Origin of the sequence: Aquitalea magnusonii, from assembly GCF_002217795.2 — a bacterium.
In the GTDB taxonomy this organism is placed as follows: Bacteria; Pseudomonadota; Gammaproteobacteria; order Burkholderiales; family Chromobacteriaceae; genus Aquitalea; species Aquitalea magnusonii_B.
The window spans coordinates 1,149,049-1,161,585 of record NZ_AP018823.1 but is presented as its reverse complement, the minus strand read 5'-3'; the positions used below and the strand labels follow the sequence as shown (position 1 = coordinate 1,161,585).

10 protein-coding genes are annotated in these 12,537 nt (G+C 58.9%); 6 read left to right on the top strand and 4 right to left on the bottom strand.

Annotated features, from left to right (window positions below; all coding sequences use genetic code 11):
• Window positions 1-157 precede the first annotated feature (157 nt).
• Together DLM_RS05665 and DLM_RS05660 are read left to right on the top strand one after the other, a co-directional pair.
• Window positions 158-703 (top strand): cupin domain-containing protein, encoded by a 546-nt coding sequence (locus tag DLM_RS05665; RefSeq protein ID WP_089085348.1) that lies wholly within the window; start codon window positions 158-160, stop codon window positions 701-703.
• Between the two features lie 59 nt (window positions 704-762).
• The gene (locus tag DLM_RS05660) at window positions 763-2,250 is read left to right on the top strand and encodes an aldehyde dehydrogenase (protein WP_089085347.1); all 1,488 of its coding nucleotides are present in this window, start codon (window positions 763-765) and stop codon (window positions 2,248-2,250) included.
• Window positions 2,251-2,331: 81 nt separating this feature from the next.
• Here DLM_RS05660 and DLM_RS05655 read toward each other — a convergent pair whose 3' ends face one another.
• From DLM_RS05655 to DLM_RS05640, 4 genes are all read right to left on the bottom strand, one after another.
• A complete protein-coding gene (locus DLM_RS05655; RefSeq protein ID WP_167467043.1) occupies window positions 2,332-3,930 on the bottom strand; it encodes a methyl-accepting chemotaxis protein in 1,599 nt (532 codons plus the stop codon).
• A gap of 370 nt (window positions 3,931-4,300) precedes the next feature.
• Window positions 4,301-5,902, bottom strand: a complete 1,602-nt coding sequence (locus DLM_RS05650; RefSeq protein ID WP_089085345.1) for an NAD(P)/FAD-dependent oxidoreductase — start codon at window positions 5,900-5,902, stop codon at window positions 4,301-4,303.
• A 115-nt stretch (window positions 5,903-6,017) separates the two neighbouring features.
• A complete protein-coding gene (locus DLM_RS05645) occupies window positions 6,018-6,518 on the bottom strand; it encodes a YajQ family cyclic di-GMP-binding protein (protein ID WP_045848614.1) in 501 nt (166 codons plus the stop codon).
• Window positions 6,519-6,581: 63 nt separating this feature from the next.
• The gene (locus DLM_RS05640; protein ID WP_145985771.1) at window positions 6,582-7,454 is read right to left on the bottom strand and encodes a MurR/RpiR family transcriptional regulator; all 873 of its coding nucleotides are present in this window, start codon (window positions 7,452-7,454) and stop codon (window positions 6,582-6,584) included.
• Window positions 7,455-7,713: 259 nt separating this feature from the next.
• Here DLM_RS05640 and DLM_RS05635 point away from each other — a divergent pair, with 259 nt between their 5' ends.
• From DLM_RS05635 to DLM_RS05620, 4 genes are read left to right on the top strand one after another with little or no spacing between them, the layout of a single operon-like run.
• A complete protein-coding gene (locus DLM_RS05635; protein WP_089085343.1) occupies window positions 7,714-9,081 on the top strand; it encodes a glutamine synthetase family protein in 1,368 nt (455 codons plus the stop codon).
• A complete protein-coding gene (locus DLM_RS05630; RefSeq protein WP_089085342.1) occupies window positions 9,082-10,467 on the top strand; it encodes an aldehyde dehydrogenase family protein in 1,386 nt (461 codons plus the stop codon).
• Between the two features lie 3 nt (window positions 10,468-10,470).
• Entirely contained in the window at window positions 10,471-11,634 is a 1,164-nt protein-coding gene (locus DLM_RS05625; protein WP_089085341.1) for an iron-containing alcohol dehydrogenase, read from the top strand.
• Complete coding sequence (locus DLM_RS05620; protein WP_089085340.1) at window positions 11,631-12,338, top strand: gamma-glutamyl-gamma-aminobutyrate hydrolase family protein; 708 nt, start codon at window positions 11,631-11,633, stop codon at window positions 12,336-12,338. The genes DLM_RS05625 and DLM_RS05620 overlap by 4 nt, the downstream gene beginning before the upstream one ends.
• Window positions 12,339-12,537 lie beyond the last annotated feature (199 nt).

Genomic DNA, 12,537 nt, shown 5'->3' with positions numbered 1-12,537 from the left:
AAATCCACAGCGCACTTGATTCCTGTGGTCGATTCTGGCTATAAACTCGAAAACTTGCAAAATAATTTGATTTTGCGACGCAACAACAGATGCAGGATACGATCAAAAACCCTATGATGGAACGTCTAAAATTATTAACATAGATGGAAACCGCCAGATGGATGTTGGAGCACGATTGAGAGTGGTCAGAGAGCGCTTCGGACTCTCGCAACGCGAACTTGCCAAGCGGGCAGGCGTCACAAACGGCACGATCTCGCTGATCGAGCAGAATCGCGTCAGCCCGTCGATCAGCTCCTTGAAGAAAGTGCTGGAGGGCATGCCCATGACCTTGGCCGAATTCTTCACTTTTGATGTAGAGCCGCAACAGCCACGCGTGTTTTATCAGGCCAAGGAGCTGCCCAATCTGGGCAATGATCAAATCAAGCTGCTGCTGGTTGGCACTGCGCACGAACGGCGTGACATTGCCATTCTGAAAGAACATTACGAACCGGGTGCCGACACCGGGCCGGACATGCTGACGCATGAAGGCCAGGAAGGTGGTGTCATCATCGCCGGCTCGATCGAACTCACGGTCAATAATGAAACCCGTGTCCTGGGACCGGGCGACTCTTACTATTTTGACAGCAAGCTGCCGCACCGTTTTCGCAATATCGGCCAGCAAGTCTGTGAAATCGTCAGCGCCAGCTCGCCGCCCACATTCTGATTGACGGTTGCCAGCCACGAGCAACCGGGATCACCGCATATAACATCAGGAGAACACCAATGGCTCGTACCCATGCACAGTGGAAGCAGTTTGCTGCCGAACTCAATATCGAAGGCCGCGCTTTCATCAACGGCGCTTACACCAGCGCCGCCGATGGCAAGACCTTTGACTGCATCAACCCGGCCAACGGCCAGAAGCTGGCCGACATCGCCTGGTGTGGAGAGGCGGAAGTGGATGCAGCGGTCAAGGCAGCCCGTGCCGCTTTTGATTCCGGCGCATGGTCCGAGCTGGCTCCGCTGGCACGCGGCAAGATCCTCAAGCGCTTTGCCGCGCTGATCCGTGAGCATGGCGACGAACTGGCCCTGCTGGAAACCCTGGACATGGGCAAGCCGATTGGCGACTCCACCACGGTGGACGTGCCGGGTGCGGCGTATTGCGTGGAATGGTTTGCCGAAGCCATCGACAAGATCGGTGGCGAAGTGGCCCCGGTCGACCCCAAGCTGGTAGGCCTGGTCACCCGTGAAGCCATTGGCGTGGTGGCTGCGGTGGTGCCGTGGAACTTCCCCATCCTGATGGCAAGCTGGAAATTCGGCCCGGCGCTGGCTGCCGGCAATGCCGTCATCGTCAAACCGTCGGAAAAGTCTCCGCTCACCGCCATCCGACTGGCCCAACTGGCCAAGGATGCCGGCATTCCGGATGGCATTTTCCAGGTATTGCCGGGTGCCGGTGAAGTCGGCAAGGCGCTGGCGCTGCACATGGACGTGGATTGCCTGGCCTTCACCGGCTCCACCGGCGTGGGCAAGCTGATTGCCGGCTATGCCGCACAGTCCAACCTCAAGCGCGTGTGGCTGGAGCTGGGCGGCAAATCGCCCAATATCGTGCTGGAAGACTGCGCCGATATCGCCAAGGCTGCCCGCACCGCTGCCGGCGGCATTTTCTTCAATATGGGGGAAATGTGTACCGCCGGCTCCCGCGTATTGGTACACCGCAAGGTAAAGGAACAATTCCTGGCTGAATTCAAGCAGGCCGCGCAAGGCTGGTATCCGGGCGATCCGCTGGATCCGGCCACCAGCATGGGTGCCATCGTGGACAAGATCCAGTACGACAAGGTGCTGTCCTACGTGGACAAGGGCATCAGCGAAGGTGCCGGCCTGATTTGTGGCGGCAAGGCGGCCCACACCGACAAGGGCCTGTTTATCGAGCCGACCGCCTTTGATTGCCAGCGCCCGGACATGACCACCTGCCGCGAGGAAATCTTCGGACCGGTCCTGTCGGTGATTACTTTCGATACCATCGATGAAGCTGTCCGCATTGCCAATGATACCGAGTACGGCCTGGCTGCCGCGGTATGGACATCCAATGTCAGCACCGCGCATCAGGTGGCGCGCCGTCTGCGTGCCGGTACGGTATGGGTGAACTGCTATGACGAAGGTGGCGACATGAACTTCCCCTTCGGCGGCTTCAAACAATCCGGTAATGGTCGCGACAAATCGCTGCACGCGCTGGAAAAGTACACCGAGTTGAAGAGCACGCTGATCAAGCTGTAAGCCAATCCGGCTTGTTGTAAACATGCGGGCCTTTGCCAGTGATGGCGAAGGCCCGTTTTGCCATACACGTGCTCGACAGATTTACAAGGTGTACTGCTGAATGATGCCGATTTGCCGCTCCGCCAGCGTCAGCAATTGACCTGCATTACGCGCAGCGTCTGCAGCACTGACGGAAGATGCTTCGGCCATTTGCACCACCTGCTCGATACGATGGGCAATGCTGTTGGCCGACTGCCCCTGCTCGGCAATGGAAATCGCCATTTCCTCTACCATTTTGACGGTACTGACTGTCGCATCACCAATCTTGTTGATTGCCTGATCCGCATCATCGGCTCTGGATACGCCCAGCCGCGCCAACGCTTCGGCAACTTTCATTTGCTCGGTGGCCTGGGTGGATTTATCACGCATCGCATGAATGGTTTGTGCGATTTCCTGGGTGGAAACCGAGGTACGCTCTGCCAGCTTGCGCACCTCGTCGGCCACCACGGCAAAACCCCGTCCCAGCTCCCCGGCCCGCGCGGCTTCAATGGCGGCATTCAAGGCCAGCAGATTGGTCTGGTCGGCAATATCCTTGATCACCAACACCACGGTATTCACTGTGCTGCTATAGTTTTCCAGCTCGCGAATGCTGGCTCCCGACCGTTCCACCGCCTGGGAGATTTCACGGATATCCTGAATGGTTTGGGTAATGGTAGCCGATCCCTGATGCGCCAGCGTTCCTGCCTCTTGTGCAAGATTGCGGGCATACGCCGTGCGCTCGGCAATATGGTTTACCGCAACCGTCATTTGTTCGATCGAAGCGGCCATACTGGCAGATGCTTCACTCTGCTGACTGGAAGCCAGGGCTACCTCTTTGGCTGACTGACTGAAATCTTTGGAAGACACCATCACGGCGCGCGCACTGGTCTGCATTTCGCCAAAGTTATGATGCAGATTCTCAATCAGCGCGTTCACCGTATTCAGCACATCACTGACTTCATCCCTACCCTTTCTCACATGGCGCACGGTGAGGTTCTTATCCTTGTTTAACTGATGAATAACGGATTTCATTTCTGCCAAGCCACCAGCGATAGCCCGATAAACATTTAAATATACAAGCGACAATATCAGAAAAGAAATTCCGGCAACGGAAGAGAGTATAAGCACATTGCGGGCCGAAGCAGATGCATCCTCGTGCTGAATTTTTTCGGCGATTTTCATATTGTAGGCAATATGCTCACGAATAGCGCGCATGAATGCCTCGGCCGCCACCTTGACATCTCCACTCAAAAATTGCGCAAGAGCAAGGCTTCGCCCGGTCGCGGTGGCTTCCATAGCAAGTGCAGACAGCACCACTTTATGGTAGCGATCAAAAGCTTCCTTATTTTTCAAGAGCAGTGCCTTATCCTGCTGGTCATATAGATCATTGCTTTCATATCGATCCAACGCCTGCTTCAGTTGCACTGCTGCCGCCTGAAACATTTGCAGCAGTTTTTTACGCTCCTCAGCAGAATCCACCAGCAATGTCTTGTTGGCATCGGTACGCATTTCTACAAATGCATCAACAGCACTATTCAAATCCCTGACTGATGGCAGCAGATTATTCAACGCATCATCCAATCTTCGATCTGCCATTTTTTCAAAACTGATTGCCATTACCACCAGAATCAGCATGGTCAATACCGAGACCAGAATGGACATTAATAATCTTGATGAGAGCTTCATCACACACCTCAGTCATTTGGCGGGAAATATCTTGCTTATAGCACCCTCATCATCAGCTACAAGCATTACCAAATAACTGCGGCTTAGCCTTTAGTACAGGTGGAAATATCTGCAAAAAATCGGCTATAAACTAAGGCAGTTTTATCATCAAAATCTCATTACATACAGCCTGCCTTTACCAGCCACCGCAATTAATAAATTAAAATTCAAAATCCCAATAAAAAAGGCGCTTCCTCAGAAGCGCCTGGTAACAACATCGGTATTGATTGATTAATGCAAAGCCATTACCCGGCCTGACAGCCAGCACGCGTGAAGCAGGCTGCTGCTCAGGCCATGGGACACAGTGTCAGGCTTGCGCTGCCATATTCAATGCCAGCGCCTCGGCCACACGAATACCATCCACCCCGGCAGACAGAATACCGCCAGCGTAACCGGCACCTTCGCCAGCCGGATACAGGCCTTTCACGTTCAGGCTTTGCAAATCTTCACCACGGGTGATGCGCAGTGGCGAGCTGGTGCGGGTTTCCACCCCGGTCAGCACGGCGTCGTGCATGTCGTAGCCACGGATTTTCTTGCCAAACTCCGGCAGTGCCTCGCGCATGGCGGCAATGGCAAAATCCGGCAGCGCGCTGGACAGGTCGGTCCAGTGAACGCCGGGCTGGTAGGACGGTTCCACCGAACCCACGGCGGTGGAGGGGCGTCCGGCCAGGAAGTCGCCTACCAGTTGGGCCGGGGCTTCATAGGTGCTGCCACCCAGTACATAGGCGTGACTTTCCAGCGCGCGCTGGAAAGCAATGCCGGCCAGCGGGCCGCCCGGATAGTCTTCCGGGTTGATGCTCACCACCATGCCGGAGTTGGCATTGCGCTCGGCACGGGAATACTGGCTCATGCCATTGGTCACTACGCGGCCTTCTTCCGAGGTGGCCGCTACCACCTGACCACCCGGACACATACAGAAGCTGTACACGGCACGGCCATTGCTGGCGTGATGCACCAGCTTGTAATCGGCAGCGCCCAGAATGGGGTGACCGGCATACTTGCCCCAGCGGGCCTTGTCGATCATGGTTTGCGGATGCTCGATGCGGAAGCCGACCGAGAAGGGTTTGGCTTCCATGAATACGCCACGCTGGTGCAGCATTTCGAAGGTGTCACGCGCACTGTGGCCCAGCGCCAGAATGACGTGATCGGCCTCGATCTGACTGCCATCGGCCAGGGTCAGACCGCGAATATGACCATTGTCGATATGCAGATCAGTCACGCGCTGCTGGAAACGGATTTCCCCGCCCAGCGACTCAATCTCGGCGCGGATTTTTTCCACCATGCTGACCAGGCGGAAGGTACCGATGTGCGGCTTGGCAATAAACAGGATTTCTTCCGGTGCGCCGGCCTTGACGAACTCGGTCAGCACCTTGCGCCCCAGATGGCGCGGGTCCTTGATCTGGCTGTACAGCTTGCCGTCGGAGAAGGTGCCGGCTCCGCCTTCACCAAACTGCACGTTGGATTCCGGGTTCAGCACATTCTTGCGCCACAGGCCCCAGGTGTCCTTGGTACGCTCACGCACTTTCTTGCCGCGCTCCAGCACGATGGGCTTGAATCCCATCTGCGCCAGCACCAGCGCCGCCAGAATGCCACAGGGGCCAAAACCCACCACCACCGGACGCTTGTTCAATGTGGCCGGTGCCTGGGCAACAAAATGGTAGCTGGTATCCGGCGTGGAGAGCACATGGGGATTGCCCTTGAAGCGGGCCAGCAGCTTGGCCTCGCCTTCCACTTCCATATCAATGATGTAGGCCAGGCTCATCACGCCGCGACGGGCATCGTAGCTGCGCTTGAAGACGGTATAGTTTTTCAGGTCGGCCGGTTTGATGCCCAGATAGGCCACAATGGCGTCGGTGAGTTCTGCTGCGCTGTGATCCAGCGGCAGTTTGAGTTCGGTAATGCGTAACATGCTGATTCCAATACCCTGGTTGCTGTCTATTCAACAAGGGCCGTATTGTAGGAGGGACGCCCTGCAAAAGCAAAACCGGCCACAGCGGGCCGGTTTTGCCAGGCAGAAAACTGGCTTAGTCGCGGAAGTTGTTGAACTGCAGCGGTACGCCGTTTTCCTTGTCGTCGGCAATTTCCTTGCGCAGCAGGGCAATGCACTCTTGCAGCAGGTCGCGCTTGGCACCGGACACGCGCACCGCCTCGCCCTGAATGCTGGCCTGCACTTTCAGTTTGGCATCCTTGATGATCTTGACGATTTTCTTGGCCATCTCGGTTTCCAGGCCTTCCTTCACGGTCAGCACTTTCTTGACCTTGTTGCCGCTGACTTTTTCCAGCTTGCCGTATTCCAGGCTGCGCACATCCACGCCGCGCTTGGACAATTTGTTGACCAGGATGTCGTTGACCTGGTCCAGCTGGAATTCGGCATCCGCATACAAGGTGATGTCCTTGTCGGTCTGCTCGATGCGGGAGTCGCTGCCCTTGAAGTCGTAACGGGTGGACACTTCCTTGTTGGCCTGCTCGACAGCATTGCGTACTTCTACTTTATTGACTTCGGAAACAATATCGAAAGACGGCATGGCGTGATCCTGTAAGGCATGTATATCTGAATGGCGCAATTCTAGAGATTGCGCACGGCCTTGTCACTCGCCAGCCTGCGCACCGCCCTCGCCCAGGCGCGCACGCATGGCCTCCACTTCCTGCAAACGGTTGCTGATGGATCCCCAGTACCGGGTATTAAGCGCGGCGATCACCGCATCCACCAGCAGCATCAGCGGCGTATTGCTGTCCCAACCGGAAGGACCTGCGGTATGCGCGGCCAGGGTGAAGCGCGCCACCCGGGAAACCGGCGACAGCCACTGATCGGTAAACAGCAGCACGTTCACCTTGCGCTGGGCGGCCATCTGCGCAATGTTGAGCGCACCATCCCAGTAGCGCCGGATGTCAAAGATCACCAGCACATCGTGCTTGCCCATGTCCACCAGCGAGTCCGCCCAACTGGAGGGCAGTCCGCGCAGATGCACCACATCAGCACGCACCACTTTCAGGTGGTGGCACAAATAGGCCGCCAGCGGATCGGTCAGCCGGCCGCCCAATAGCCAGATGCGGTGTTTGCGTTCGCCCAGCATGTCCACCACACCATCAAATTCGGCACGCGGCAGATGGGCCACGGTCTGCTGCATCAACTGCGCCACCTTAGTGGCGTAAGCCACCAGAAAGTCGTGATCGCCCTGCAACTGGGCCGGATCGTGACGCAGCAAGGGCGACTGCAGCCTGACCTCCAGCTCATCCCGCAGCGCAGTCTGGAAGGCGGTATAGCTGTCATAGCCCAACTTGCTGATCAGCCGCAGCACGGTTGGTCCGCTGACATCGGCACGCGCTGCCAGTTGGGCAATGGTTTCCAGTCCGGCCACCGGGTAATTGGCCAGCAGCACGCGCCCCACCTTGCGCTCGGTTGGGGTCAGGCTTTCAAACAGACTGCGGAGTTCTTCCGCAATGGACCGCTGATGACTCAAGGTGTTCTCCACAATCAGGCCATGACTGACAAGCCCTTGTTAACAATCCTGCAGGCTAAACGGCAGCGGGATGCATGAAGCAAATGATACCAGCCATCTTGTAACAAACCGCATTGTGGCATTGCTTCCACATTGCATAGCACAATCTAATTTCTATTACATTTTATTCTTGATTTGCAAATTTCTAACGAACAATACTGCGCACAACAGGAGGAAGACCACACCTGCCACCCACCCAACACCAGCACAAGGAGCAATCATGGATGCTCGGCATGTGAAGACAATGGCGGATTTGAAAACCCTGATCGAACAGCGTCAGTTACGGCAGATCAAGGTTGGCCTGGTAGATATCGATGGCGTGATGTGCGGCAAATACATGTCGCGCGACAAGTTCCTGTCCTCGCTGGAGGGCGGCTTTGGCTTCTGTGACGTGGTATTCGGCTGGGATGTGGGAGACAAGCTGTACGACAACACCCTGCTTACCGGTTGGGGCCGCGGCTATGGCGACGCGCAGATCAGGCTGATTCCCGAGTCCTGCCGCGAGCTGCCGCTGGAAGACAATATGATCTTCGTGCAGGGCGAGGTGCTTGGCCGGCTGGAAGGGCTGTGTCCGCGCGGCGTGCTGCGCCGGGTAGTGGAGCGCGCCCGTGCCATGGGCTTTGAGCCGATGGCTGGCTTCGAGTATGAATTCCTGGTCACCGACGAAAGCCATGAGGCGCTGCAGGGCAAGCTATACCAGCAGCCCAAGCCACTGGGCAGCGGTGCTTTTGGGTACTCGGTCTTGCGCAACTCGGTGAATACCGAGTTCTATCGCGGCCTGCTGGATTTGTGCGAACAGATGGATATGCCGATCGAAGGCTTTCACGAAGAAACCGGCCCCGGCGCACTGGAAGCCGCCCTGACGGTGGACAAAGCCATGACGGCGGCCGACAACGCCGTCTGCTTCAAAACCTTTTCCAAGGTTCTGGCGGAGAAACAGGGCCGCATGGTGTGCTACATGGCCAAATGGAACGAGGAGCACTCCGGCCAGGGAGGCCACATCCATATCTCGCTGAAAGACCGGGACGGCCACAGCGCCTTCCACCAGGACGGGCGTGAGCACAATATCAGCGACACCATGCGTCATTTCATTGGCGGCATCCAGAAACTGATGCCGCAATTCATGAGCCTGGCCGCACCCACCATCAATAGTTTCCGCCGCCTGGTACCCGGCTACTGGGCTCCCACCAGCGCCCTGTGGGGCGTGGATAACCGCACCGTGGCCATTCGTGCCATTCCGGGCAGCAGCAAATCCCAACGGGTGGAATACCGCCTGCCGGGTGCGGATACCAATCCTTATCTGGCACTCGCCAGCGGTCTGGCCGCCGGACTGTACGGCATAGAAAACAAGATTGAGCCGGAAGAACCGGTGACTGCCAACGGTTACCTGATGCAGGCACCACCGCACCTGCAACTGCACCGCACCCTGTGGGATGCCGCCCAGGCCCTGCGCGCCTCGTCTGCTGCCCGCGACTGGTTTGGTGATGATTTTGTCGATCACTTTGCCGCCACCCGCGAGTGGGAAGAACGTGAGTTCCAGCGCCATGTCACCGACTGGGAATTGAAACGCTACTTCGAGATCATCTAAATGCGCACATCTTATTCCGTGATTTCTCCCGTCGATGGTGCCGTCCTGCTGGAGCGGCCCTATGCCACGGCCAGCCACACCCAGGCGGTACTGGATGCCGCCAAGGCAGCACAGCACGGCTGGCAGCATACCCCGCTGGCCGAACGCCAGGCCTTGATCGGCCTAGCCGTGGACTGGCTGGTCGCCCACAAGAATGCCTGTGCCGAAGCCATTAGCCGCCAGATCGGCCGCCCCATCAGCCAATCGCCCGGCGAAGTGCGCGGTCTGGAAGAGCGCGCCCGCTACATGCTGTCCATTGCCGAGGAGGGGCTGGCCGACATCCACCCTGCCGCCAAGCCCGGCTTTCAGCGCTTTCTGCGCCGCGAAGCGCTGGGTACGGTGTTGGTACTGGCACCATGGAATTACCCCTTCCTTACCGCCATCAACACCATCGTGCCGGCGCTGGCCGCCGGCAATAGCGTCATCCTCAAGCACTCCTCGCAAACACCGTTGGTGAGTGAGCTGTTCCAGCAGGCTTTTGATGCCGCCGGGCTGCCGCCGGGCGTATTCCAGAGCCTGCAACTGGACCATGCCGCCACCCTGCGGCTGGTGGCGGCACCGCAGATCGATTTTGTTGCCTTTACCGGCTCGGTGGCCGGTGGCCGTGCCGTACAGCGGGCGGCCAGTGAGCGCTTTATCGGTGTAGGACTGGAGCTGGGCGGCAAGGACCCGGCCTATGTGCGCGCCGATGCCGACCTGGCCTGCGCCATCGAAAACCTGGTGGACGGTGCGTTTTTCAACTCCGGGCAATCCTGCTGCGGTATCGAACGCATCTATGTTCACCGCAGCCACTACGCCGCCTTTGTTGACGGCTTTGTCGCGCTCACCAAGGCTTACCGCTTTGGCAATCCACTGGATGCCGACACCAATCTGGGCCCCATGGTGCGTGCCAGCGCCGCCAGTTTTGTGCGCGGCCAGATTGCCGACGCCGTGGCCGCCGGGGCCAAGGCCCTGATTCCTGCCGGCCACTTTGCCGCCGATGCACCCGGTACGGCCTATCTGGCCCCGCAGGTGCTGGTGGACGTGCATCACGGCATGAGCGTAATGCGCGACGAGAGCTTCGGCCCGGTCATCGGCATCATGCCGGTGGACTCGGATGCCGAGGCCATCGCCCTGATGAATGACAGCACCTACGGCCTGACTGCCTCGCTGTGGACGCAGGACCACCAGGCGGCAATCCGCTTGGGGGATGAGCTTGCCACCGGCACCGTGTTCATGAACCGTTGCGACTACCTGGACCCTGCCCTCGCCTGGACCGGGGTCAAGGACACTGGCCGGGGCATTTCGCTGTCGGTACTGGGCTATCAGCAACTCACCCGCATCAAGTCCTTCCATCTCAAGGGGTAGATCATGCAACTGCAAGGCAACTGGAACTATCCGACCAGCATCCGCTTTGGCGCAGGCCGCGCCAGCGAATTACCCGCACTGTGCCGACAACTGAACATGCACCGCCCGCTGCTGGTTACTGATCCGGGCCTCTGTCGGCTGCCGCTGGTGGCGCGCTTGCTGGACTACCTGGCATCCGCCGGCCTGCCAGCGCAGCTATTTAGCGACATGCGCCCCAATCCGGTGGGGCGCGATGTCTACGCCGGCATCCATGCCTACAAGGAAGGCCGGCACGATGGCGTGATTGCCGTGGGGGGTGGCAGCGCGCTGGATGTGGGCAAGGCCATTGCCCTGATGGTGGGCCAGGATCGTCCGCTATGGGATTTTGAAGATGTGGGCGACAACTGGCTGCGGGTGAATGTGGCCGGCGTGGCCCCCACCATTGCCATCCCCACCACTGCCGGCACCGGCTCCGAAGTGGGCCGCGCCTCGCTGATCATTGATGAGGAAGACCACCGCAAGGTCATCATCTTCCACCCGTCCATGCTGCCACGACTGGTTCTGGCCGACCCGGAACTCACCACCGGCCTGCCGCCACAGCTAACCGCGGCCACCGGCATCGATGCCTTCGTGCACAATTTCGAAGCCTATTGTTCACCGTTTTATCACCCACTGGCACAGGGTGTGGCGCTGGAAGGCATGAAACTGGTGCATGACTGGCTGCCGGCCGCCTATGCCGATGGCGGCAATATCGAAGCCCGTACCCACATGCTGGCGGCGTCCATCATGGGCGCCACCGCCTTCCAGAAGGGACTGGGCGGCGTGCATGCGCTGGCCCATCCCATCGGTGCGGTGTTCGACACCCACCACGGCCTGGCCAATGCCATCCTGCTGCCCTATGTGATGGTGCGCAATCGTCCTGCCATTGCCGACAAACTGACCGCCGCGGCGCGCTATATCGGTCTGGCCGATAGCAGTTTTGACGGTTTCCTGGCCTGGATACTGCAATTGCGCAGCGCGCTGGGCATTCCGCACAGCCTGGGTCAGATCAACCTCCCGATCGGGCAGGCTGACACCATCGGCCGCATGGCCAAGGCCGATCCCAGCGATGGCGGCAATCCGCTCGCGCTCAGCGCCAGCGACTACAGCAGCATCTATCAGGCCGCCGTGGAAGGAAGGCTGCCATGAAGCCCCCGCTGATCGGCCTGACCACCTACCCCGCCGGCCAGGGCCATGGCTATCACACCCCGCTGGACTATGTACACGCCGTGGTGCGGGCGGGCGGGGCACCGGTATTGCTTCCCCCGGTGGGGCAATCCGCCATCGACAGCTGGCTGGCTGCCCTGGACGGGGTTGTGCTGATTGGTGGCGGCGATATTGCGCCAGCGCTGTTCGATGGTGGCTTGCACCCCACCATCTACAACCTCAGCCCGGAACGGGACGAAACCGAAATCGCACTGGCACGCTCCCTGCTTGCATGCAAGCTGCCCACGCTGGCCATCTGCCGCGGTTTGCAGATTATCAATACCGTGCTGGGTGGCAGCTTGCATCTGCATCTGCCGGATGTGGTGGGTGAAGCGGTAGAACACCGGGTGCCGCCACGCGACCCCACCCTGCACAGGGTGCGGGTGGCCGCAAACTCCTGCCTGGCCGGGCTGCTGGGCAGCACGCAAATCAGCAGCAAATCCTGGCACCACCAGGCAATCGACCGTGCAGGCCATGGCGTGCGCGCCGTCGCCTGGGCCGAGGATGGCGTGATTGAAGCCATTGAAATCGATGATGCACCGCAGGTGATTGCAGTGCAGTGGCATCCGGAGCTTTCCGCTGCCGAAGACAGCCGCCAGCAGGCGCTGTTTGATGCATTGATCCGCATGAGCAGCAACAAGAACTGAAGCCGGTGGCTGCACGCACCGCCATTCGGTCATTACGGCAGCAACGTGCCGCAGAACACCAGCAGCAGACCGGCAGGAACAGGATCGCCGCCATGGGGGCGAGCAATAGGCAACACCGACCCTCGGCCATCCTCTTGCCCGGCGCTTGCTGGTAATGCAAAGGGTGATGTTTCAGCAAGTGCATTTCCACAAGGTGTCA